The 25,786-nt window shown below is 40.7% G+C and carries 22 protein-coding genes; 21 read left to right on the top strand and 1 reads right to left on the bottom strand.

All coding sequences use genetic code 11. From position 1 onward, the window contains the following. Positions 1-64: 64 nt before the first annotated feature. Entirely contained in the window at positions 65-775 is a 711-nt protein-coding gene (locus LKD41_RS11865; protein WP_227701293.1) for a GntR family transcriptional regulator, read from the bottom strand. A 165-nt stretch (positions 776-940) separates the two neighbouring features. Between LKD41_RS11865 and LKD41_RS11860 the strand changes: the two genes are divergently transcribed. The 21 genes from LKD41_RS11860 (at position 941) to ftsH (ending at position 25,074) form a co-directional block, all read left to right on the top strand. After that, the gene (locus LKD41_RS11860) at positions 941-1,951 is read left to right on the top strand and encodes an SIS domain-containing protein (protein ID WP_227701292.1); all 1,011 of its coding nucleotides are present in this window, start codon (positions 941-943) and stop codon (positions 1,949-1,951) included. Beyond that, positions 1,951-2,580: an HAD family hydrolase gene (locus LKD41_RS11855; protein ID WP_022242353.1), complete on the top strand. Its 630-nt coding sequence runs from the start codon at positions 1,951-1,953 to the stop codon at positions 2,578-2,580. Before LKD41_RS11860 ends, LKD41_RS11855 begins: the two co-directional genes overlap by 1 nt. Positions 2,581-2,876: 296 nt before the next feature. After that, on the top strand, positions 2,877-4,190 hold the full coding sequence (locus LKD41_RS11850; RefSeq protein WP_227701291.1) for an anaerobic C4-dicarboxylate transporter family protein: 1,314 nt from the start codon (positions 2,877-2,879) through the stop codon (positions 4,188-4,190). 234 nt (positions 4,191-4,424) lie between these two features. Then, on the top strand, positions 4,425-5,330 hold the full coding sequence (locus tag LKD41_RS11845) for a fructoselysine 6-kinase (protein WP_227701290.1): 906 nt from the start codon (positions 4,425-4,427) through the stop codon (positions 5,328-5,330). Positions 5,331-5,353: 23 nt separating this feature from the next. Further along, positions 5,354-5,773, top strand: coding sequence for a hypothetical protein (locus LKD41_RS11840; protein WP_022242350.1), 420 nt, complete (start codon positions 5,354-5,356; stop codon positions 5,771-5,773). Between the two features lie 42 nt (positions 5,774-5,815). Continuing rightward, positions 5,816-6,799, top strand: a complete 984-nt coding sequence (locus LKD41_RS11835; RefSeq protein ID WP_117697731.1) for an SIS domain-containing protein — start codon at positions 5,816-5,818, stop codon at positions 6,797-6,799. Positions 6,800-6,941: 142 nt separating this feature from the next. Next, positions 6,942-7,643, top strand: a complete 702-nt coding sequence (locus LKD41_RS11830; protein ID WP_227701289.1) for an aspartate/glutamate racemase family protein — start codon at positions 6,942-6,944, stop codon at positions 7,641-7,643. Positions 7,644-7,899: 256 nt separating this feature from the next. Further along, positions 7,900-11,229, top strand: a complete 3,330-nt coding sequence (locus LKD41_RS11825; protein ID WP_227701288.1) for a tetratricopeptide repeat-containing diguanylate cyclase — start codon at positions 7,900-7,902, stop codon at positions 11,227-11,229. Between the two features lie 22 nt (positions 11,230-11,251). Next, on the top strand, positions 11,252-12,586 hold the full coding sequence (locus LKD41_RS11820; RefSeq protein ID WP_227701328.1) for a CCA tRNA nucleotidyltransferase: 1,335 nt from the start codon (positions 11,252-11,254) through the stop codon (positions 12,584-12,586). Between the two features lie 50 nt (positions 12,587-12,636). Continuing rightward, positions 12,637-13,644, top strand: coding sequence for a phosphotransferase (locus tag LKD41_RS11815; protein ID WP_227701287.1), 1,008 nt, complete (start codon positions 12,637-12,639; stop codon positions 13,642-13,644). A gap of 66 nt (positions 13,645-13,710) precedes the next feature. Next, a complete protein-coding gene (locus tag LKD41_RS11810; RefSeq protein WP_227701286.1) occupies positions 13,711-14,973 on the top strand; it encodes a hypothetical protein in 1,263 nt (420 codons plus the stop codon). A 94-nt stretch (positions 14,974-15,067) separates the two neighbouring features. Continuing rightward, positions 15,068-16,804: a phospho-sugar mutase gene (locus tag LKD41_RS11805; protein WP_117697716.1), complete on the top strand. Its 1,737-nt coding sequence runs from the start codon at positions 15,068-15,070 to the stop codon at positions 16,802-16,804. Between the two features lie 134 nt (positions 16,805-16,938). Further along, a complete protein-coding gene (locus tag LKD41_RS11800; protein ID WP_022242343.1) occupies positions 16,939-17,214 on the top strand; it encodes an HU family DNA-binding protein in 276 nt (91 codons plus the stop codon). A gap of 612 nt (positions 17,215-17,826) precedes the next feature. Beyond that, entirely contained in the window at positions 17,827-18,066 is a 240-nt protein-coding gene (locus tag LKD41_RS11795) for an RNA-binding S4 domain-containing protein (RefSeq protein WP_022242342.1), read from the top strand. An 82-nt stretch (positions 18,067-18,148) separates the two neighbouring features. After that, positions 18,149-18,436, top strand: coding sequence for a sporulation protein YabP (yabP, locus tag LKD41_RS11790; protein ID WP_022242341.1), 288 nt, complete (start codon positions 18,149-18,151; stop codon positions 18,434-18,436). Next, positions 18,433-18,909 (top strand): spore cortex biosynthesis protein YabQ, encoded by a 477-nt coding sequence (gene yabQ, locus LKD41_RS11785; protein WP_227701285.1) that lies wholly within the window; start codon positions 18,433-18,435, stop codon positions 18,907-18,909. Before yabP ends, yabQ begins: the two co-directional genes overlap by 4 nt. A 14-nt stretch (positions 18,910-18,923) precedes the next feature. Beyond that, positions 18,924-19,226 carry a septum formation initiator family protein gene (locus LKD41_RS11780; protein WP_022242339.1) on the top strand — a complete coding sequence of 101 codons (303 nt, stop codon included), beginning with the start codon at positions 18,924-18,926 and terminating at the stop codon, positions 19,224-19,226. A 170-nt stretch (positions 19,227-19,396) separates the two neighbouring features. Continuing rightward, entirely contained in the window at positions 19,397-21,232 is a 1,836-nt protein-coding gene (locus tag LKD41_RS11775) for a SpoIIE family protein phosphatase (protein WP_227701284.1), read from the top strand. Position 21,233: 1 nt separating this feature from the next. Continuing rightward, positions 21,234-22,694 carry a tRNA lysidine(34) synthetase TilS gene (tilS, locus tag LKD41_RS11770; protein ID WP_227701283.1) on the top strand — a complete coding sequence of 487 codons (1,461 nt, stop codon included), beginning with the start codon at positions 21,234-21,236 and terminating at the stop codon, positions 22,692-22,694. Continuing rightward, complete coding sequence (hpt, locus tag LKD41_RS11765; protein WP_022242336.1) at positions 22,687-23,211, top strand: hypoxanthine phosphoribosyltransferase; 525 nt, start codon at positions 22,687-22,689, stop codon at positions 23,209-23,211. The genes tilS and hpt overlap by 8 nt, the downstream gene beginning before the upstream one ends. A 12-nt stretch (positions 23,212-23,223) precedes the next feature. Then, positions 23,224-25,074: an ATP-dependent zinc metalloprotease FtsH gene (gene ftsH / locus LKD41_RS11760; protein ID WP_227701282.1), complete on the top strand. Its 1,851-nt coding sequence runs from the start codon at positions 23,224-23,226 to the stop codon at positions 25,072-25,074. Positions 25,075-25,786: the final 712 nt, after the last annotated feature.

Below are 25,786 nucleotides of genomic sequence, written 5' to 3'. Positions count from 1 at the left end.
GTAATAGGGAACTTTATCGCATTTGCTATTAGATGAGCCGCATTGGAAATGGTGTAAATTGTAACTAAATAATAAACTGGAACTTATCACCGATACATAGCTGTTTGCAAAGATTCGTGATAGTGTTGTCAACATCGTGGATGGTGCTTGATATCCGGAGCAGAGGATATCCCTTACTGATGTTTAAAGACTTAGCCTCTTGGGCATTAGCGAAAACAATATCAAGTGTTTTGCGTGAATGATCCAGAATGATATTGTGTTTTCTTAGTATTTCATACAAAGATGAGTCGTTTAAATCTTCTCCAAATAAAAAAGAAAAGGATTCAGGAAATTTATTGAACTCTAAGATGACAGGGACATTATCCATATAACGGATTCTTTCCACTACAAGTATTTTATCCCCTTCGTGTAGTGACATTTCAGTTAAATCCCGTTCAGAAGGATCTTCCAATGCAATTTTTATGGTCTTAGCTCCAGGTGTTGCGTTTTTCATCCGGCACATATCAGAAAAACTTATGACTTCTGTAATGTTACGCTGCAATTTTTTCTCAGCTACAAAAGTCCCTTTTCCTGATTTCCTTTCTAAATATCCGGATTCAGATAAAACGGCTAATGCTTTTCGGACAGTAACTCTGCTCACATGGTATGATTCACTTAATTCATTTTCTGTAGGCAGACGACTGCCGGCCGCCCGTTCTCCGGCGTCAATTTCTTTTCGTATTTTTTCCTCCAATTGTTTGTACAGTGGTGTGGCAATGGTGTTGTTCAGTTCCATATAAATACCTCTCTCCTAATATAACTTTCACAAATATTATAAAACAAAGTTGCAAAAATGTATATATTTTCCTATATTGTATGATATATATTGACAAAAGGTATTATATTGTATTATATTAAATGCATAGAACAAATAAATACATTATAAAAAAGGAGAGAAAAAATGGGATACGGAAGTAAAGACATTAAAAACATTGTGAAAGAAATTTTAGAAGAAAAAAAAGACATCGGTGGAATTAAAAATATTTATTTTGTGGGATGTGGAGGATCACTTGGTGCACTTTATCCGGCAAAAACATTTGTGGAAAGAGAATCACAGGTTTTGAGATCAGCCTGGATAAACAGTAATGAGTTTGTACATAGTACGCCAAAGGACTTTGGAGAAAATTCTATTATTTGTCTTGCCTGTCACAAGGGAAATACACCGGAAACGATTAAGGCTGCCAGATTAGGAAAAGAAAAAGGAGCGGCGGTTATTATTCTGACATGGCTGGAGGAATCAGAAATTATAGAATTTGGAGATTACATTATCCATTATACATTTGATGCAAGTCCTGACCATCTTGCAGGAGATATTGATTATGCAGGAGAAAAGACACAGTGTGCATTGCTTGTGGCAGTGGAATTAGTTGCACAGACGGAGGGATATGCTAATTATGATAAATTCTATGAAGCTTTAGGCATGATTAGCAATATCATCAGAAATGCACGTACACATGTAGCTGCCAGAGCAGAGGCATTTGCAGAAGAGTATCAGAACGATTCAGTGATTTATACAATGGGAAGTGGTGCAGCATATGGAGCTGCCTATATGGAGAGCATCTGTATATTTATGGAGATGCAGTGGCTTGATTCAAGCAGTATTCATACCGGTGAATTTTTCCATGGTCCATTTGAAGTTACAGATGCAAACCGTCCGTTTATGATTCAGATATCAGAAGGCTCAACCCGTGAATTGGATGAGAGAGCACTTACATTTCTGAAAACATATGCAAAACGTATTGAGGTTCTTGATGCGAAAGAGCTTGGCTTATCCACAATTGATGCATCAGTAGTAGATTACTTTAACCATGCACTGTTTAATAATGTATATCCGATTTACAACCACGCACTGGCAGTAAAGCGTGAACATCCGTTAACAACCCGCCGCTATATGTGGAAGGTAGAATATTAATGAAAAAATTCTGTGAAAAAAAATATGTATTGTTTGACTTTGATGGAGTTATAGCAGATACAGAAGAGAGTAATGGTAATTATCTGGGCCTGGCATTAAAAGAGTTTGGAGTGGAACTGACACAAAAAGACAGGGATAGACTAATTGGCTCACATGATTCCCATATTCTGCTGGGACTACTGGAACGCTCGCCGGAGAAAATAACAATGGAACAGCTTTTGCAAAAAAGAAAAGAAATAGGAAATACATATGAAAATGGCTGCATTAAGCCGATGGAGGGATTACTGGAGTTTATTGCCGGCTTGAAAAAACAGGGGAAAAAGCTGGCAGTGGTTTCTTCGACCTCTACACGGCTGATTGTAGTAGCATTGAACCGGATGAAAATGCTGGGTTTGTTCGATGTGGTGGTATGCGGAGACATGTGCCGGAATAGAAAACCGGATCCGGAATGTTATAGAAAGGCAATGCAATATTTAGAAGCAAAGCCGGAAGAATGTATTGCAATAGAAGACTCGTTTATTGGTATACAGGCAGCAAAGGCTGCAAATATAGAGGTAGTTGCGTATACAGGAGCTGGTGAGAATCAGGATGTAAGTCAGGCGGATTATGTTATTTCTTCATACATTTAACTGCTTGAGTGAAAGAAAGAGAAAACAGAAGAATAAAAAGTATTTAATTGTATGCCCGCCAGTGCTCCTGGCGGGTTTTACTATGCACAATTAAATTGATATTGATGTACAAAAAGTGAAACAAAAAATTGTGCATAATGTCGAAAATGTATTTCTTTATTGACACAAATGTATGGAATATATATAATACAAATAGATACAAAATAAAACAATACAAATAAAAACAAATTAACACATTTGGGTTTTAAAGTAGTGCACATGCTTTGGAATAAATAAAAAAGAGGAGGTAGATGTCCATGTTTTGGATTGAATTTATTGTTTTAATGCTGATTATTGTGTGGGGAACCAGAAAAGGTGGAAGTTTCCTGGCAATGGCTGGCGGCATCGGAATGTTGATTTTCGTATATATCTTTAGAGTGACTCCATCAGATCCACCGATTACTGTTATACTGATTATGTTGGCAGTAATTACCGCAGCCTGTACGATGCAGGCGACTGGCGGATTGAATTTTATGGTACAGCTTGCAGAAAAAATATTACGGAAAAATCCGAAAAACATTACTTTGGTAGCACCTTTTGTAGCGTATTTATTTACATTCTGTTGTGGAACCGGACATATTGTATATTCGTTACTTCCGGTTATTAATGAAATAGCATTGGAAAATGGAATTCGGCCTGAGCGCCCGATTTCTGTTAGTATTATTTCATCCCAGCAGGCAAATACCGGATCACCAATAACAGCTGCAACAGTAGCTATTGTGGGTTATATGACTATTTTTGAAAAAGTAAATCTGGCAACAATTATGCTGGTAGCAATTCCGGCAGCACTGATAGGAGTATTGGTTGCAGCATTGTCTGTATACAAGAAAGGCCTGGAGTTAGAGGATGATCCTGAATATCAGCAGAGAGTTGCAGATGGACTGGTAAAAGATTTTAAAAAGAAAGTAGAAGGAGAAAAACAGGTAACCAAAAAAGCAAAGATTTCTGTTGCTATCTTCCTGGTTTCTATGGTAGTAATTGCAATATGCGGTATTTTCCCGGCACTCCGTCCAACATTTAGCGATGGTACACAGTTAGCAATGACATCTTTAATCCAGATTATTATGTATGTAGCTGCCGCAATTATTGTTATTGTAAGTAAAATTGATAGTAACGATATTTTAGAAGTACCGTTGTTAAAGACTGGATTCTTTGCTGTTATTCTTGCATCGGGACTTTGCTGGCTGGTAAATACCTTTGTTGGAGCACAGACAGACTTCATTACAGAAAATTTGTCAGCATTAACAAATAAATATCCTTGGATTTATATTATTGCAGTATTTCTGGTAGGTGCACTGACGAGTTCACAAGCGTCTACGACAATGATTATGATTCCGATTGCAATTGCATTGAAACTGCCGGCTTATATTATCGTAGGTGGATGGATGGCATGCTCATCCAACTACTTTATCCCGGATTCCAGCCAGTGTATAGCAGGTCTTGCTTTTGACACGGCAGGTACTACGAAGATTGGAAAATTCATATTTAATCACAGCTATATGCGGCCGGGACTTGTATGTACAATTGTATCGGTATTAGTAGCAACAGGAATCGGATATTTTGTTTTCTGATAAAAACCGGTGGTGGCAAAATAAAGAAAACAGTAACAGCACACAGCCTGTGTTATTCTGACAGGCTGTGGGAACTGCCACCTCATGATGGATTGCCAGATATACATAAATATTAATAATGGCTATCTGAAAAAATGAAAGAGCGAATCTGGAAAAATAATTGCTTGTTGCAAAAAGAAGAGGTGAGGGAGTCTGGGTGAAAGAAAAATTGAAAGAAAGGAGAAAGAAATAAAAATGAGACAGCCTAGAATAATTGCAATTGGAGATGCAGTTTGTGACAAATATCTTTCCAGGGGGAAAATGTATCCAGGAGGTCAGTGTGTTAACACATGTGCATATGCGCATATGAATAATGCAGAAAGTGCATTTTTAGGTAAATTTGGAAATGATGAAGTAGCAGAATGCATTCAGGCAGCACTGAAAAATATGAATGTAGACTTTTCACATAGCAGGAATTATGAAGGTGAAAATGGATTTGCATGTGTGACACTGAATCAGGGAGATCGCGTATTTATCGGATCCAATCATGGAGGTGTGGCAAAAGAGTATCCTTATGATTTTACGCAGGAAGATTTTTCATATATAAGAAAGTTTGATCTGATTTATACAAATCTGAATGCCTATATAGATGATGACATAGAAGAAATTGCTTCTTTGGGTCTTCCGGTTGCATTTGATTTTTCAAATCGATGGACAGACGAATATCTGAAAAAAATTTGTCCGCATATTAAAGTGGCGATGCTTTCCTGTGCACATTTAAGTGATAAAGAACGCGAAAGGGAAATGAATAAAGTAAAAGAGCTTGGAGTCCCATTTGTTCTGGGAACAATAGGAGAAGCTGGCTCATACATTTTATACCATGGTGAAATGATGTATGAAAAAGCTGTAAAGGCAGAAAGCATTATGGATACTATGGGTGCAGGAGACTCTTATTTCGCGACATTTTTGACATATATTTTACGGCATAAAGAACCGGAATTTTTTAAAGAAGAAAGTAAAGATGATGGGAATGTTAAAGAACTTTTAAAGAAAGCCATGCAGGCTGGAGCAGAATTCGCTTCAAAGATTTGCGGTGTCGAAGGAGCGTTTGGGTATGGAACGCCAATTGCAGGAAGAATAATTGATAATAGAAATAATTAAAAGGGTTTAAGGAGGAACAGTATATGGATATAAAGCCGACAAGTTACAGATATGATGGAGAAGGAATAGAATGTGCATATCGGAATGAAAAATGGGTTGTTTGTATTAAAAATTGGAAACCGAATAATGACATTGATGGGTTAGAGCATTTAGAGATACATCATACGACAGATGAACAATTCATTTTGATTTCTGGAAAATGTATTATTATTACAGCGGACAGAATAGATGGAAAGTTTAATATTGAATTAACTCCGGTGGAGAAAGGAACTTTATACAATGTACCGAAAGAGCGTTGGTTTTTTACTATTGTAGAAAAGGATACCAAAATGATGTATGTGCAGGATGCCGGATGTAGTATGGATAATAGTGAGTATTGTAAACTGAGCCAGGAAGAAATTTCATATATTCAGAAATTAGCGAGACCGATGCTTGCAGAATAATATAACAACAATGTATTAAAAATATTTATGGGAGGATTATCAATGAAGCCAACAGAAATCAAGAATGTAATTACAGAAATTTTAGAAAGCAGAAAAGAAGAAGGCGGTATTAAAGCATTATATTTTGTGGGATGTGGTGGCTCTAATGGAGCACTTTATCCAGCGAAAACATTTATGGAAAGAGAATGTGCAAATATTAAGTCAGCACTAATTAATAGTAATGAATTTGTATATAGTACTCCGAAGGATTTGGGAAAAAATGTAATCGTGTGTTTATCGTGCCATAAGGGAAATACACCGGAAACAATTAATGCAGCGAAGCTGGCAAAGGAAAAAGGTGCAGCTGTAATTATTCTGACATGGAAAGAGGAATCAGAGATTACCCCATTTGGTGATTATATTATCAATTATACTTTTGGGGATAATAAGGATATTGCTGGTGAAAAAATTATCTGTGCACTTCTGGTGGCAGTGGAACTGTTGAATCAGACAGAAGGGTATGAGCATTATGAAGAATTTATGGATGGTGTTGGACGTATTGATGGTATTGTGAAACATGCATGTAAGCATGTGGAAAAACGGGCTGAACTGTTTGCCAAGGAATATAAAGATGATAAAATTATTTATACTATGGCAAGCGGAGCGGGTTATGGTGCAGCATATATGCAAAGTATATGTATTTTTATGGAAATGCAGTGGATTCATTCTTCCAGTATTCACAGTGGGGAATTTTTCCATGGACCTTTCGAAATTACAGATAAAGAAGTACCATTTGTGCTTCAGGTTTCTGAGGGAACCAATCGACCGTTGGATGAACGTGCATTGAAGTTTTTGAAGACTTATGCAAAACGGATTGAAGTAATTGATGCAAAGGATTTAGGGCTGTCTACAATTGATGCATCAGTCGTAGACTATTTTAACCATTCCTTATTCACAAATGTATATCCGGTTTATAATAAGGCTTTGGCTGAGGAGAGACAGCATCCACTGACAACACGACGCTATATGTGGAAGGTAGAGTATTAAAAAACTTAAAAAATGATGTAAACATACAGCATGTCAGATTTTGATGGAAAATTTGAAGTACATTACAAGGAAAGCCTGGAAATGATAATGATTTCCGGGCTTTCTGAGCTTTGACACATGACCTGAGGAAGAAGGAACGGAATTGAAAAAAACAATAGGTATTATTGGTGGCATGGGACCGATGGCTACCTGCGATTTAATGAAAAAGATTTTTGAAGTGTCAGATGCAGACTGCGATCAGAACTATGTGCATGTTTGTGTTGATTGTAACACGAATATTCCGGATAGAACGAAAGCTATTCTTGAAAATGGAGAGGATCCTATACCAGAGATGGTAAAAAGTGCAGTAAGTCTGCAAAATATGGGAGCAGATTTATTGATGATACCTTGTAACACAGCACATTTTTTTTATGACCGGTTAAAAATATTTACTGATATCCCGATATTGCATATGCCCCGCGAGACAGTAAAAGCTTTAAAAGAGCAGAATATATCATGTGCAGCCGTATTGGCTACGGATGGCGTGATAAAGAGTGGGGTTTATGAGAAAGAGCTTCGGGCACAGGGAATCAAAACGATTTATCCGGATGCAGAGCAGCAACAGAAAATTATGGCAGTAATCTATCAGTGTATTAAAGCTGGAAAAAAGGATGTAGAAAAGTACGGACTTGACGATATTTTAAAATCCTTGATTAAACAGGGTGCGCAAAGTGTGATTCTGGGATGTACTGAATTACCAATTGCTTTTTCCTTGGCAGGAATCAGAGAAAATATAGTTGACCCGACGGAGATTGCAGCAAGAGCTGCATTAAAATTTCTGCAATTACCAATACATGCATTATAAAGCAGCTGTATTTTTATGAAAATAAATGATACCGAAAAAGGACTGGATTTCTATTAAAACCTGCTTCAGGACTTCATTCAAACTCCCTTCAAAAAGTCGCAACAAACATTGACAATCCGTGGGTTTGAGGACTATACTAATATATAAATTATAAATACCAGACAGGTTATTACAGAAAGAGAAAGGGAGGTATATGATAACAGGGAATTATCATATATTTTCAGAGCCTTTTTGAATATTTCTGAGGGGGAAACAGATGATTCAAAAATATTATAACAGTATTCTGGAACAGGTTTTTGCACAGATTGGAAAGAAAGAACACAACATTGTTCTGGCAAAATACAGTAATGATTTTTCATTAAAGCAGCTGGAAATATCAGAGCAGATAACAAATAATAAAAAGGTTCATTTTGCAGCCCACGAATTCCGGGCAGAGAAATTATCGGGAGCATATGAGCCGTTTCTGGATTTGATTTTTGAACTTTTCGACCAGCAGAAGGAGATGACATTTGATGAATTTCTGGACAAGTGTAATGTCTATTCCCTGCAGCGTCCGATTATTGCAGCATACCGGGAGACCGGAAAATGTATCCGGAAAGAGAGTTTATTGTATACAGAAGTTGACTATGAGCGGGAGCGGATGCATGATGCTATTGTGGCAATGCTTGTTGAAGTTTCTAAGATACAGCCGTTTATGCTTTGGATTAACCGTGTGCAGTTTGCCGGAATGGGAACCATAGAAATAGTCTATGAACTGTTAAAGGCAGAGCATACAGAGAATATCGGAATCGTTCTCGGCATGAATGAGCAGCAGCGGCTGCCGGAATATATGCTGCCGGGCTGGGAAAGCGTAACGGAGGAATTGGACAATAATGTTGCAATATTCCGCATTGGAAATGCCGGAGAATCCCAGGAACAAAGAGATGAGATTATTACAGCAGAAAGTATTGAAGAAGATATCAGAACATTACAGAATCTTGTTTTTTTCATGGATTTTGAACAGGCATTGTTTTATCTGGAGAAAGTAGACCGCAGAATCAGATTTGAAAATTTTACCGTATCGGATGAAGTGAAATACGAACTCTGGCAGTTCTATGCATATGTATCGGTATATATGAGGGATTTGCCAAAAGCACTGGAAATAAGTGAGGGTATCTTACAGCTTGCAGGGAAGAAAAAGAACCGCAGGATGCGCTTTCATGCATATTATATCCGCTCTGTAATTTATATGTATCAGTCAAAATTGCAGGAAGCCACTGAATGTGCAGGTGTTGCAAAAAGTATTGCAATAGAAGGTGGCATGGAGCGCGGTCAGTTTGAAGCAGAGCTGGTAGAAATACAGGCGAAGATGGCAGGCTGGAATAATATTTTCTTCTGTGCACAGAACGTGGAAGTCAGCGATGCCATGATTGAAAAATTAATGAAATATAATTACCGGAATCATCTGGCGTACATTTATGTATATGCCTATGACAATAAGCCGGAGATTGTAGCAAAGGCATATTATTCCGAATCCCAGCTTATTTATTTCAGTAAGGGAATCAGACTGGCAACAGAAATTGGCAATACACAGCTTATTTACAATGCATACCAGAAGAATATTATGCTGGCGTCTACCAACGGTATGTATCCGATTTCATTGCTGTATTCGGTAAGAACTTTCGAAGCACTGGACAACAAACGTTCTGTGGAAAGTGGACGTATTTTCTCGGGAATCGGTTATACCTTAACGGCATTAAGACAGAATGATCTTGCAAAGCGTTATTTTCAGAAAGCAGTAGAAATTTTATATAATCTGGAATTGCCGGAGGATATTGCGGAAGTATATTACAATATGGCAATTAACTGTATTGCAGCAGAAGAATTCAAGGAAGCCAACGAATATCTGATGCGCTGCATGAAGATCATTGAACGTCTGCATTTGAATAGTCTGAGGGTCTGCAATTTAAGCAAATTGTATGGACTCTTAGCATTGTGCAATCAGAAGATTGGCAACCGTTTCAACTGTGAACAGTACCTCAATAACTGCAAACAGTTCTTAAATTACATAATTGAAAAAGAAAAGCTTCAGAATGATCTGGGAATCATCCACGATTATGCACGTTGTGATGATGATATGTTCCTTTATCATTTCACACGGGCATTACTTGAAGTGGATTCCGGTAATGATTCGTCTGCATTTGAAGATTTTAATTGTGCAGAGACACATCTGGTGCGGACTGAGGGGAACCAGTTCTTCTGTTATCAGCTGTTCCGTAAGGACAGGATCCGCTTTTATGGGCAGACAGGAAGAATGGAACTTAAGAGCAATGAAGAGGCAATCTTAAAACAATATCTTGAGGATAATACCCATTCTCTTACAGATGAAGAAATTAAGGTATTAGAGCCATTGGAACAGTATTTATTAGAAGAACCTCTTCATGTGATATCTACCCTGGAGATGGAAATGCAGCTGAAGCAGGAAAGCATTAACCGTGCTTACAAGCAGGAACGACGTCAGATGGATTTTCTGTCGACATGGCAGAAGACCATTGATGTGACGGATGTTTCGGCAGAAGTAATGGTAGAGAATGTGATGCGGACATTCCTGTATCACTTTAATTTGGACCGGGCATTATATATACAGTATCATGGAAGAAAACCAAAGGTACTTTATGATAATACAGAAGCCAGCCTTTCTATGAAGGAGCAGAAGTATTTAAAGGAAGTGTTCGAAAAGACACAGAGAGGGTTTGTTGTATCGAAAATCAGCAGTAACTATTCGGAACATCTGAATGTGGTCAAACTGTTTGATGAAGATAATGTATGCTCCCTTGTTGCCATTCCATTCTTTGACAATGGAAAAGTAACAAGCATTATGATAGCATATATTCTGATGAAGGATAACTGGCATTCCTCTGTCAGCCGGTATATGTTAGATGAGAGTGATATGCGGATTTATGAGCTTTTGTTCCGGGAGGTACAGTATGCACTGAATCGTCTCTATGCATATGAGAAGCTCTATGAAATGAATGCTGCATTGTATAAATCTGCAGTAACCGATCAGCTGACAGGAATTCTCAACAGGAAGGGATTCTATCAGAACATCGGGGAAATTATCCAGAAGATTAAAAAGGGCCGCATGAAGCATGAGTTTGGTATTATGTTTATCGATCTGGATAATTTCAAAGGATATAATGATACCTTTGGACATGATGTGGGAGATTTGCTGCTTAAGTCCATGGCAAATATCTTCAGCAGGGTCTGCAGGGACAAGGGCTTTGTGACACGTTTCGGTGGTGATGAATTTATTATTTTCCTCTACACCGGAGAAAAAAAGACCTTAGAGGATACCGCAAAGGCTATCTATAAAGAGATTAAGAAACAGGATGGGTTCAGGGAACTGATTGCAAAAGAAATCGGACAGCCGGTTGAGATTGATGATAAGAAATTACTTTCCTGCTCTATTGGTATTATTTCTTCCAATCAGGTAAAGAAGGCAGAAGACATTGATGAAATGATTAAAGTGGCAGATGATCTTCTGTATGCAGTAAAAGCAGAATCCAAAGGAACGTATAAGTTCTTTGAAGAACAGGAACAGAAGTAAGGCAAAGGAAACGGGAAAACGTATGGTAATGAAGCTTCCAGAGCATGTTAAGTTTATAATTGAGAAGCTGCAGGAAGCAGGCTTTGAAGGATATGCAGTAGGAGGGTGTGTCAGAGACACCCTCCTTCAACGTGTGCCTCAGGACTGGGATATCACCACTTCTGCTTATCCGGAAGACGTAAAAGAAATTTTTGGGCGCACCATCGATACCGGAATTGAGCATGGAACGGTAACGGTAATGCTGGATAAAAAAGGGTATGAGGTGACAACTTACCGGATTGATGGCGAATATGAGGATGCCAGACATCCGAAGAAAGTAACCTATACAGATAATCTTTTAGAGGATTTAAAACGCAGGGATTTTACCATTAATGCCATGGCATATAATGAACAGCGGGGACTGGTGGATGCTTTTGACGGAGCAGGAGATTTAAAGCGTGGCATCATCCGCTGTGTAGGAGAACCAAAGGAGAGATTTGGGGAAGATGCTTTAAGGATGCTTCGGGCAGTGCGTTTTGCGGCACAGCTGGGCTTTGATATAGAAGAAGAGACAGCAGAAGCGATTCAGGAGCTTGCACCGATGTTAAAAAAGGTCAGTGCAGAGCGTATTCAGGTAGAACTGGTTAAGCTTCTTACCTCAGTTCATCCGGAGGAGATGCATACCGTATATGCCACAGGAATTGCGGATGTGGTACTGCCGGAATTTTCGGTGATGATGCGTACACCACAGAATAATCCCCATCACTGTTATACAGTAGGAGAGCATACCATTGAAGTGTTAAAAGGTGTGGAAGCAGACAAGGTGCTACGGCTTGCAGCATTATTTCATGATGTGGCAAAGCCCGACTGCCGCAGTACAGATGAAGATGGAATTGACCATTTCTACGAGCATCCGCAGGTGGGAGCAAAGAAGACGAAGACAATTTTACGCAGATTAAAATTCGACAATGCAACCATTGATATGGTCTGCCGGCTGGTGGCAATTCACGATATTAACCCGGCACTGACACCGGAGTCCGTACGAAAGGCAATACAGAAGGCAGGATTAGAGTGCTATCCGGTTATATTTGAACTGAAGAAAGCAGATATTTTAGCCCAGAGTGATTATCAGAGGAAAGAAAAGCTTGAAGCATTGGACGGATATCATAAGATTTATGATAAAATAATCGAAGATGCAGACTGTCTGACACTAAAAGACCTTGCACTTAACGGACGGGACTTAATAGAACTTGGTGTGAAGCCCGGTCCGCAGATAGGGAACATTTTGGCAAAGCTTTTAGACGTGGTAATTGAAGAACCGGAAAAGAATACAAAAGAATATCTGACAGGTTATACTTTAAAGAACCTCTTCATATGATAGAAAGACGCATAAAGATTTGTGCGAATTCGTCGTATGGAGGGGTTTTTGTGTATAATTTATCGAGCCAGTTGTTAGAACAGTATCCGTTTGAGGTAACCGCCATCCAGAAAGGAAGGGGAACCTATATCTGCACGACATCAGAGGGCAGAAAAATAATAATAGGATCTTTTCGCGGGTCAAAAGGCAGAGCGGAAGCTTTAGAACATGTTTTGCTCCGTCTGAAAGAAAATGGAATAGAAGCAGATGAAATCATACATACCAGGGAAGGAGAAATTTTAGCCCAGGAGGTGGATGAAACATGGTACTATGCCAGAAAATATATGGAGGGCAGGGAGTGTGAGACCAGGAGCCGTGATGATGTACTTGCTGCGGTAGAAGAACTGGCAAAGCTGCATCTTGTCCTGCAGAAGGTGGAGGATGAAAATTTAAAAATTGGCGGACAGGATTATGCCATGGAGGTATTCCGGCACAACCGGGAGCTTAAAAAGGTGCGTAATTATATTCATGGAAAGCATAAAAAGAATGAATTTGAAATGATATTTATGCGCAATTATGAGATTTTCTTAAAACAGGCACTGGACGTGGAACATCGGCTGATGAAACCAAATCCGGGTGAAACGCAGGGGCAGAGCGGAAAGCAGAGCCGGGAAGCAGCAATGTATGGAATCTGCCATGGAGACTTTAACCAACATAATGTATTATTTACCCATGGTAAAATTATAATTACAAATTTTGAACAGGCACATTATGATGTGCTGGTAGGGGATCTGGCGCATTTCTTACGGAAACTGATGGAAAAACATAATTTTAATATCGGGCTGGCAACGGATATGCTGGCAGCTTACGAAAAAAGACGAAAATTATTACCAGAGGAATGGGAGCAGCTTTATGTAAGGATGGCATACCCACAGAAGTTCTGGAAAGTGGCAAATCACTACTTTAATGCCAATAAGGCGTGGGTGTCCGGCAGAGACATTGAGAAGTTGAACCGGGTTATCGAACAGGAAGAAATCCGCCAGCAGTTTTTAAGAATGTTATTTTATTTTGTGGAATAATCATGTATAATCATGTACAGGCAATTGCCGGAGAAAAAGAGCATACAGGAGAAAAAGAGGTGCGAAATGAAGCAATCAGGGAAGCACTGGCTGTTGGCTTTGGTTATTTTCACAGTATTTGTGGCCTTGAGCGGCTGTGGAAAGAAAGACGATGGGCCTGTCAGCATGAAAGGCTATGCATCAGGTGTTGAGGCAGCAACGGAGGAAGAGACACAGGCAGAGGAAAGCAGCCTGTATACGGTAAGTGGTGTTGATACAACACTTTCAACAATGACATTTCTGAATATTGACACGGGACGTTATGAACAGTATTCTTATACAGACGGGACAATTTTTAAAGACAGACATGGTAGTCTGATTTCGGCAGCATCCATGGTACCGGGAAAAGTGGTTACTTTAACACTACGGGACAAAGACCTGATATTAGAAAAGGTGGAGCAGTCGGCAGATGCATGGGAGATGGACGATATCGGAAAATTTTCCTATAATGAAGAAGATAAGATATTTACCATCGGAGACACAAAGTATTCTTATGATGAAGAATTACAAGTGTTTTCCGGAGATGCAGCCATAGAATTGTCCGCAGTTACCGGACAGGACACCTTAAGAATACAGGGAATTGACCGGAAAGTGCTGTCAGTGTCCGTTACAACAGGACATGGAGTCATCCAGCTTGTAAATACACAGGCATTAGAGGGCGGCTGGTTAAGCCTGAATCATAAGAATTATTATAAGATCACGGAGAATATGCAGTTAGAGGTGCCGGAAGGAACCTATGAATTAACCGTTGCCGGCAATGGCTACGGCGGTTCCACAGAGGTAGCTGTAACAAGAAATGAGCAGATTTCCGTGGATGTAGATTCCATAAAGGGTGAGGATCCGAAATATTGTACTTTAACCTTTGCGGTTGATGTTGCAGGCGCTTTGATGTATATTGATGGTAGTCAGGTTGATTATACACAGCCATTACAGCTGCAGTATGGCATTCATTCCATACAGATTACTGCAGATGGATATGACACCTGGTCGAAGCGGCTATATGTAAATTCACCGGAAGCACAGATAGAAATTGCGTTGTCAGGTGATGATACGGGCAGTACAGAGACAGAATCGACGGAAACTGCCGGAAATGAAGAGAATACAACCGTGGAGCATAAGCATTCCGACAGTACATCGAATTCCAGTGGAACTAACAGCTCCAGTGGAAGTTCATCCAGTGACTCTGATGCATATAGGAAGGCATTGAGTGAAATTATTGATACATTAACCAGTAACAATAATTCTTCGACAAGTACATTAAATCAGGTAGTTAACAGTCTTACGAATTAGTGGGAGAAATGAAAGGGCGAGACATCCGAAGGAGGCTGCCACTGGCAGGTTCTTTTGGTAAACAACATAAATGAAAAGCAGGAGGAAATCAGGAATGGGTTACAAGGAAACTTACGAAGCATGGCTTGAGGGAGCGTATTTTGATGAGGCAACCAAGGCTGAACTTCAGGCAATCAAAGACAATGACAAGGAAATTGAGGATCGTTTCTATAAAGATCTTGAGTTTGGTACAGCAGGATTACGTGGGGTGATCGGTGCCGGTACCAACCGTATGAACATCTATACTGTCCGCAAAGCAACACAGGGTCTTGCAAATTATATTTTAAAAGTAAATGCACAGGATAAGGGTGTGGCAATTGCCTTCGATTCCAGACATATGTCACCGGAATTTGCAGATGAATCTGCACTTTGCCTTGCAGCAAACGGAATCAAAGCATATGTATTTGAGTCATTAAGACCAACACCGGAATTATCTTATGCAGTCCGTAAATTAGGATGCACTGCCGGAATTAATATTACAGCAAGCCACAACCCGCCAGAATACAATGGATACAAGGTATACTGGGAGGACGGTGCACAGATTACACCACCTCATGATACCGGAATTATGGATGAAGTAAAGAAAGTAACTGATTACAGCACCGTTAAGACCATGTCCTTAGAGGATGCCAGGGCAGCAGGTCTTTATGAGACTATCGGCGCGGCAATCGATGATGCTTATATTGCAGAGCTTAAGAAGCTTGTGGTACATCAGGATGCCATTGATGCAGTAGGCAAAGACCTTAAGATTGTATACACACCATTACATGGAACAGGAAATATCCCGGTCCGCCGTGTGTTAAAAGAGCTTGGCTTTGAAAATGTATATGTTGTTCCGGAACAGGAGCTTCCGGATGGAGATTTCCCAACCGTAAGTTATCCGAACCCGGAGGCAGAGGAAGCATTTGCATTGGGACTTGCACTGGGCAGGAAAGTAGATGCAGACTTAATCCTTGCAACTGACCCGGATGCAGACCGTCTTGGTGTATATGTAAAGGATTCTAAGACGGGAGAATATCATTCCTTAACCGGAAATATGTCCGGCTGCCTGATTGGTGATTATATTATCGGACAGAAGAAAGCAATCAACGGCTCCCTGCCGGCAGATGGTGCATTTATCAAATCCATCGTATCTACCAATATGGCAGATGCCATTGCAGAATACTATGGCATTCAGTTAATCGAAGTATTAACCGGATTCAAGTTTATCGGTGGCAAAATCTTAGAGTTCGAAAAGACCGGAAAAGGAACCTACCTCTTTGGTATGGAAGAAAGCTACGGCTGCCTGACCGGAACCTATGCAAGAGATAAGGATGCAGTGGTAGCATCTATGGCGTTATGTGAGGCTGCTGCATATTACAAGACCAAGAATATGACTCTTTGGGATGCAATGCTTGCCATGTATGAAAAATATGGATACTATAAAGACCATGTTGAGTCTATTACATTAAAGGGAATCGAGGGTCTGGCTAAGATTCAGGAAATCATGGATACACTGCGCAGCGAAACTTTAACTGAAATCGGTGGCTATAAAGTTGAAAAAGTACGTGATTACAAGAAGGATACCATTACAGACCTTGCAACCGGAGCAGTAACAGCAACAGGACTTCCAAGCTCTAATGTACTTTACTATGAATTAAACGATGCTGCGTGGTTCTGTGTAAGACCATCCGGTACCGAGCCGAAAGTAAAATTCTACATTGGTGTGAAGGGTTCATCTATGGAAGAAGCAGAGCAGAAATATGAAGTCCTTGGAAAAGCAGTTTTGGACAAAATCAATAAAATGTTATAGACCAAATTGTATGCCTTAATTTACCGTATTTTCCTTGACAAATAAAGGAAAAACAAGTATAAATATATTCGTAGGTAATCTTGGAGAGTGTAGACCTCAAGAAGAATTATAAAATCCAGAGGAGGAATTTTAACATGAACAAAGCAGAATTAGTATCAGCTATGGCTGAAAAAACAGCTTTATCTAAAAAAGATGCAGAGGCAGCTTTAAAAGCTTTCACTGATATCGTAGCTGAAGAATTAAAAAAAGGTGAGAAAATCCAGTTAGTTGGATTTGGTACTTTCGAAGTATCTGAAAGAGCTGAAAGAACAGGAAGAAACCCACAGAGCGGTAAAGAGATGGTTATTCCAGCTTCTAAAGCACCTAAGTTCAAAGCAGGAAAAGCTTTAAAAGATTTAATCAATAAATAAGTTGATAAAATGATTCTGATTAGAGGTGTAACGAAAGTAGAAAACTGCTTTTGCTACACCTTTTTTTATTGAAATTCGAAGTAGAAAAGAATTTTCTATCATTCTATATGCATGAAGACACAGAAACGGAAACTGTTTTTGTGAAACCAGAATGCTGTAATTGCAGCCCTGATTTTTCCTTTTGTTAATTGAGTCTGTCTTTCCAATGTTTGACAAAATGCGGTGGGTGTTCGCCTGTATGCGGATACATGAACGAGACGGTTAGGGTGGCTTGCATTCTGCATAGCAACCGGCAACGCTGACACAGGGAGGTGTCAGCGAGGTGCAATTGGAGCATGGATGCGACTTTGCGCCGGTTGCCAGAATAACCATTTTCTTTAAGCAGAATGCTTAGCCACCCTTGCTGGCGAGTGGTCGTATCCGCAGCAGACGGACAACCGCCGCATTCCGTCAAAGCAAGCGGAAAGCCAGCCTTATATCAAGGAAAAATCAGGACAGAAATTACAACGCATTCTGATTAGATACAAAAGCCAGTTTCCGTTTCTTTACTTCATGGAACATAGAAGGATGGACAATGCTACTTCGAATTTCAAAAAGAAAGAAGGTAAGCAAATGAGATTAGACAAATATTTAAAGGTAACCCGCCTGATTAAACGCAGAACCGTTGCCAACGAAGCCTGTGATGCCGGACGTGTCACCGTAAATGGCAAACCGGCGAAAGCATCCGTCAATGTAAAAGCAGGTGACATCATCGAAATCATGTTTGGACAGAAGACGGTGAAAGTAGAAGTGGTTGCAATCGCAGATACCACCAAGAAAGAAGAGGCAGGAGAATTATTCCGCTATCTGTAAAAGAGTAAAAACGCATAAAAAGAGAAACAGTCTCATATATTTTGGAAAGGACTAACTTTCGGGTAAAGGAGTATGAGACTGAATGGAAGAATTGAAAACAGCAAAAGCACATAAAGTATTGTTGGCAAACCGGAAAAGTGCAAACTTCAGCGGAGTGCTGGATGTGCTTTCTTTTGATGTAAATGAGATTTTACTGGAAACAGAACAGGGAATGCTTCTGATAAAGGGAAATGACCTTCATGTAAACCGCCTGTCCTTAGAACAGGGGGAAGTGGATGTCACAGGGAAAATTGATGGCTTAACCTATTCGGATGTGGAAACCTATCACAAAGGTGGCGGAGAATCCTTCTTAGGCAGGTTGTTTAAATGATAGAAATCAGCCCGGAAATTTCCGGTGAAGCCTTAAGGTTCCTCCGGTTCATGCTGGTGGGATTTCTGTTAATCTTAGCCTTTGACCTGCTTCGGATTCTGCGCAGGCTGATCCCCCATAGAACAGGGATGGTTGCAGTGGAGGATATGCTGTACTGCATCGGCAGTGCCATATTTATATTTATTATGCTCTGCCGGGAAAATGACGGAGCAATCCGGGGCTTTTGCATGCTGGGCATGAGCGTTGGGATGCTGTTATGCAATTATGCCATCAGTCCATGGCTGGTGAAGGGAATCGTAAAAGTATTTAAGAAACTGTATCAGGTAGTGGGGAAACCATTGCGGGCAGTATTTCGCATGGTGGCAGTACCCTTACGTTTCCTGAAAGGGAAAATCAGAAGATTATTACGAAAATTACAAAAAACGTTGAAAAAAATCCGTAAAACCATTAAAATGGTATTATGTAAACTATAGATGAGGAAATGAGTATGACAAATAGTCGAAGAAAAAGAAAACAGAAACGAAACGGAAGAATCTGTATCTCTTTGATTGCGATAATGTTCTTGGTGATTATGTCAGTTCAAATTGTTAAGCTCTACCAGAAGGAGCAGGAGTATACTGCCAGAGAGAAGGCACTGACGGAATCTTTAGAAGATGAAACAGAACGTCAGAATCAGCTGGATAATTACGAAGAATATACCAAGAGTCAGGAATATATTGAAGACCAGGCAAAGAGCAAGCTGGGACTGACCCATGAAAATGAGATTATCTTCAAGGAAGACAAGAAGTAGAACAGCTTCGAAAACATAAAGACCATAGAAAAACTTAAAATAGACAAACCATTCCGCTTTTTGCCGAAAACTTTTTTGAAATGAGACAACGGTTTGACAAAGATTTCGGACAAACATTTCTATAATAGCTTCTGCTGTCACAAATGACAGGAGAAGGAGGAACAATGGAAATGAAGAAATTGAGAACGAAACAGGCGGTAATATGTTTTATAGGGGTAGCAGTGTGTAAATTTGGATTTGCAGGCTGCTACCCTTTTATCCCGGCATATTTTGCGGCAGCTTACCTGGAACGGGGCGGACGGCTGCTGCTGGGAATCGGAATGTTTCTTGGAATGGCATTTATGCTGCCACTGACACTGATGACAAAATATGTAATGACACTGCTGGTAACCATAGTAATCATCAAGCTGGCAGAATGGGTAAATAAAGGCTGTTATACCTGGATAGCTGCCTTTGGCGCAGGCTGTTCGGCAACCTTATTATCCATATTTGGAGAAATGTTAAACGTAAGAGACGGAATGCGGACGGAAATGGCGGTCTTAGAAGGAGTCTTTATATTTGCGGCCACCATGGTGTTAAGCCGTATCATACATAGCTTTCTGGAATTTACATTTGTGAATCAGCCAATACCGGAGATAAAGAGTAATGAAGAAGAAAAACTACTGACCTATGCAAAGTCCTTTCAAAGCCTTTCAGATATATTCGGGCGGATGAATGTGGAACATACCAGTTTCTCGGCAGAGGAAATGGGCAGGATGCAAAATGAGATAACCGGGAAAATGTGTGTTTCCTGCGACCAGTGTGCTCTTTGCTGGGAAAAGGATGACAGCCCCATGTACGGCTATTTGTCGTCACTGCTGCAATCTATCCGGGAGGCGGGAAAGACAAACCGCGATATTGAAAAGAAAATGGAAGAATATTGCCCCTATATGAAGGAAATGACGGCGGAGGCTCTTCGGATATTTGAAAAAGCTTCTTTAAATATGGCGTGGTACAACCGGCTGGTAGAAAACCGTGAGGTCATAGCCGAGCAGCTGGATGCCATGGCATATATCATGGAGGATTGTGCAAAGAAGCAGAAAAATATTACAGAAGAGTGCCGGTCAAATCTGCAGGACATAGCTTATCGGGCAAGGGAGCGGGGCATAAAAGTGATTGATGAACAGCTCTGGGAAAAGGAAAACGGCCGCTGGCAGCTTATGATGAAAGTCATGGTAAAAGATGGCTGTGTCACTACGAGAGAACTGACAAAGGCAGTAGCCGGAGCACTGAACCGGCGCATGATTCCGGAGAAGGATACCAAGACGCTGATTGGAAAAGGCGTCAACCTCTATACCTATGAAGAAGAGCCGCGGTTTCAGGCAATTTATGGCGTAGCCCGGATGGTAAAGGATGGAGCAGCCGTTTCCGGGGATAACTTTTCCTTTTTGGAGCCGGAAAGTGGAAAAATGGTCATGTGCTTATCGGATGGCATGGGTTCTGGAAGTCTTGCCTGCAAGGAAAGTGAAATGGTCATTGAACTGGTGGAAAAATTTCTGGAGGCGGGCTTTGATGTGGAAACGGCAGCCCGCATGATGAATTCTGCCATGGTGATGAAAGGGCAGGAGGATTTATTTTCCACGGTGGATATCAGTGAACTGGATTTATATGACGGAACCTGCCGTTTTTATAAAATCGGAGCGGCGGCAACCTTTATCCGGAGAAATGGCATAGTGGAATGTCTTATTTCCACCAGTCTTCCGGTGGGCGTGTCTTATAAACTGGATATGGAAAAAAGCGAAAAGGACTTATATAACGGAGATTTCCTTGTCATGGTATCAGATGGTGTGCTAGAATATTTACATGTGCCGAATCCGGAAGAAACCATGCAGGAAATCATAGAAAGCATTGAGACTAATAATGCAACAATTCTTGCAAAGCGCATTTTAGAGCGGGTGTTACTTTTTACCGGAGGAAAGGCGGCAGACGATATGACGGTGCTTGCTACCGCAATTTGGGAGAAATAATATGATTCCTGGTGTAGAATCTTTTCTGGAACAATATCATATGATTGAGCAGTCGGATGTAGTGGTTGCCGGAGTGTCCGGTGGCGCAGATTCCGTATGCCTGCTGCTGCATCTGCTGGAATTGAAAGAAAAACTTTCCTTTACGCTGGCAGCAGTCCATGTGCAGCATGGCATTCGGGGCGAAGAAAGCCTTCAGGATGCAGCATTTGTGGAGGAACTTTGCAGGCGGTATCAGGTGCAGCTATTCCGCTATGATTATGATGTGCCGGAATATGCAAAGCAGCATGGATATTCGGAAGAAGAGGCGGGAAGAAATTTACGATACGAAAGTTTTCATAAAGCGTTAGAAGAATTGGGTGCGCCGGAAGGGAAAATTGCAGTTGCCCATAACCGTAATGATCTGGCAGAGACTATGCTCTGGAATATGATCCGGGGCAGCGGCATGCGTGGCATGGCTGGAATTCCGCCGGTGAGAGATGGCATCATCCGTCCGCTTCTTCATACGGCAAGGGTGGAAATCGAAAATTATTTAAAAGAAAAAGGTGAAAGCTACTGTACAGATGCTACCAATGCATCTTTGGATTATACCAGAAACCGGATTCGTAATCAGGTACTTCCGGTGTTGGAGAAACTGAATGCCGGAGTTTATGCCCATATGGAACAGCTGGGGGATGACATCCGGAAGACACAGGAATATCTGTCTGCTGTAATAGAAGAAAAAAGGGCACAATATGTAGAAAGAGATTTCCAAAAGACGCAGGCTTTCCTGATATCGGAGGAGCTTTTAAAAGAACCGGAAATCCTGTATACAAGCATTATAAAGGAGTGTATCTGTGAGACGGCCGCAAGCAGTAAAGATATTACAAGAACCCATGTAGAACTGGTACAGAAACTTTTTGCCATGCAGACGGGAAGAAGCGTGAACCTGCCTTATCAGGTGGTGGCAGAGCGGACTTATGGCGGTGTGCGTCTGCAAAAGTGTGAAAAACAACCGGAGCATAAAATTACAGAACCGGTAGGAATGCTTTCCGGTCAGTCTTCCAGTCAGCCGGTCGGACGACAAAGCGGTCAACCAGCCGGTTGTTGTGGGATTTCAATAGAAGAACATCCGGATTTTACCTGTCGGATTTATAAACGGGAAGAGTTACCGGAAGGAATTTCTAAAAAAAAGTATACGAAATGGCTGGATTATGATAAAATAAAAAATAGTCTTTTGATTCGGAACAGACGGCCGGGCGATTATTTTGTGCTGGATGAGACGGGCAGAACACAGAAGCTGAAGCAGTATTTTGTAAATGAGAAAATTTTAAAAGAGCAGCGGGACACTATTCCGTTGGTGGCAGACGGTGCTCATATCCTGTGGATTGTGGGATACCGGATCAGTGCATATTACAAAGTAAGCAGTACGACGAAGACGATTTTGGAAATACAATATTATGGAGGAAGAGAAGACAATGAGTGAGCAGATTCGTGTATTACTCTCAGAGGAAGAACTTGATCGTAAAATTGCTGAATTAGGAGAAAGAATTAGCAAGGATTATGAAGGTGAAAGCGTTCATTTAATCTGCATACTGAAGGGAAGTATATTCTTTACCTGTGAACTGGCAAAGCGTATTACCGTGCCGGTAACAATTGATTTTATGTGCGTTTCCAGTTATGGCGCGTCAACCGTGTCCAGTGGAAAAATCACCATAAAGAAAGATTTGGAAGAATCTATTGAAGGTAGAAATGTAATTGTCATTGAAGACATTATTGATACAGGAAGAACACTGCGTTATCTGCTGGATGATTTATCCGCCAGAGGACCGAAGAGCTTAAAATTGTGTGCAATGTTAGATAAACCGGATCGCAGGATAACAGACGTTGCGGTAGATTATACCGGTTTTGAAATTCCGGATGAATTTGTAGTAGGATATGGTCTTGATTATGACCAGCGCTATCGCAATCTGCCATACATTGGCATTCTTGATTTGGGATAGGAAGGAGTTTGCGTGAAGAAATCATATAGAGGATGGGGCTTTTATATCAGTCTGATTGTAGTTGTGGTTTTGGTCTGGTTCTTACTGGACGGACAGCATCTGAATCAGGATGACTATAATTATGCCCAGTTTAAACAGGAACTGGCTGATGATGAGATTAAATCTGTAGAAGTGCAGCCAAACAGAGTTTATCCAACCGGAAGACTGGATATTGTCAAAACGGATAAGTCAGAAGAGACCTTATATGTGCTGGATGTCAGTGAGGCTCAATCACTGATGGATAAGGAAAAATTTACTTCTTATGTGGTGAATGATATTCCGGCAGAAAACTGGCTGATGAATTTATTGCCGCTCTTACTTGTGTTTGGAGCAATGTTTATTCTGTTTATGATTGTTATGAACAATCAGGCAGCAGGCGGTGGTGGTGGCAGCAAGATGATGAATTTTGGAAAAAGCCGGGCAAAGATGACCACCGATGAGAACCGCAATGTAACCTTTGAAAATGTGGCAGGACTGCAGGAAGAAAAAGAAGAATTAGAAGAAATCGTAGATTTCTTAAAAGAGCCGAGAAAGTATACCAGACTGGGAGCGAGAATCCCGAAGGGAGTTCTTCTGGTGGGACCTCCCGGAACCGGTAAGACTCTGCTTGCCAAGGCAGTTGCCGGAGAAGCAGGCGTTCCGTTCTTTAGTATTTCCGGTTCTGATTTCGTAGAAATGTTTGTTGGTGTCGGCGCATCCCGTGTACGTGATCTTTTTGAAGATGCCAAGAAAAATGCACCGTGTATCGTATTTATCGACGAGATTGATGCAGTGGCAAGAAGAAGAGGAACCGGTATGGGCGGCGGACATGATGAACGGGAGCAGACCTTGAACCAGCTTCTGGTAGAGATGGACGGATTTGGTGTCAACGAAGGAATTATCGTAATGGCAGCAACCAACCGTGTCGATATCTTAGACCCTGCAATTATGCGTCCGGGCAGATTTGACCGTAAGGTACATGTGGGGCGTCCGGATATTGGTGGAAGAGAAGAAATCTTAAAGGTACATGCAAAGAATAAACCCCTGGCAGAGGATGTGGATTTGAAACAGATTGCACAGACTACAGCAGGTTTTACCGGAGCAGACCTGGAGAATCTTTTAAATGAGGCGGCAATTGTTGCAGCCAAAGAAAACAGAAGTTATATTATCCAGAAAGATATTAAGGAATCCTTCTTAAAAGTAGGTGTTGGTCCGGAGAAGAAGAGCCGGATTATTACCGAGAAAGAAAAGAAGATTACCGCATATCACGAATCGGGTCATGCGATTTTATTCCATGTACTTCCAGATGTGGGACCGGTATATACCGTATCCATTATCCCAACCGGTGGTGGAGCAGCAGGCTATACGATGCCATTGCCGGAGCGTGATGAAATGTTTGATACCAAGGGAAGAATGCTGCAGCAGATAATTGTTTCCTTAGGTGGACGTGTGGCAGAAGAGTTGATTTTTGATGATATCACAACCGGAGCTTCACAGGATATCAAGCAGGCAACCGAGCTTGCTAAAGCAATGGTAACGAAATACGGATTTTCCGAAAATGTCGGACTGATTAATTATAACAATGATGATGACGAAGTGTTTATCGGAAGAGATCTTGCACATACCAGAGGCTATGGCGAGGGTGTGGCATCCAAAATTGATGAAGAAGTAAAACGCATCATTGACGAATGCTATGCCAAAGCAAGGGCAATCATTCAGGAAAATAGTGATGTACTCCATAAATCAGCAGACCTTCTTTTGGAAAAAGAAAAGATTGGAAGAGATGAATTTGAAGCATTATTCCAGAGCGGAGCTGATGTTGTAACTGAGACAACGGAGGAGTAGAAGCCAAAGAGAAGGTTTTTTCGAAAATGGGAAAAAGGTACTATACAAAGTGTACAAAAAGCATGTGCAACTTTTGTGAAGTTTGTGCACACTTTTGAATGGGAAAATGGTACTATAATTAACGTAAAAACCCCCCAATACATTATATATATAGTTTTTACTACACCCCATAGTAAAAATACCTTCTCCTTAAAAGGGCAGCCGATCGGTGGCTGTCTTTTTTTACTTTACAGGAAATTGCTTTCCTGTAAAGTAAAAAACGCTCCGCGAGGATGCGCATTGCGGCGTATAAGGTAGATGTCGCAAGCGACCGCCGCAGGCGCGAGAATGTGCCAAGGCACATTCTTTGTTACGCGAGTAATGAGGAAAAGAGCAGAAAAATGGTCAGACCAAAATAGAAGCCTAAAAAAGCCATTCTTTTGTGCAAAAAATAAGTGGTATTTTAGATATGAAATTTATGGGCTATACAGATTGAATAAAAGGAATGTGAATTTTTTTGGAAGTTTGTGCACACTTTTGAATGGGAAAATGGTACTATAATTAACGTAAAAACCCCCCAATACATTATATAATTTTTGCTACACCCCATAGTAAAAATACCTTCTCCTAAAAGGACGACCGTGCGAAAGGTCGTCTTTTTTTACTTTACAGGAAATTGCTTTCCTGTAAAGTAAAAAACGCTCCGCGAGGATGCGCACTGCGGCGTATAAGG

Source organism: Roseburia sp. CLA-AA-H209 (assembly GCF_020687575.1).
GTDB classification, from domain to species: Bacteria; Bacillota; Clostridia; order Lachnospirales; family Lachnospiraceae; genus Roseburia_C; species Roseburia_C amylophila.
This window is presented reverse-complemented; position numbering and strand designations above follow the sequence as displayed.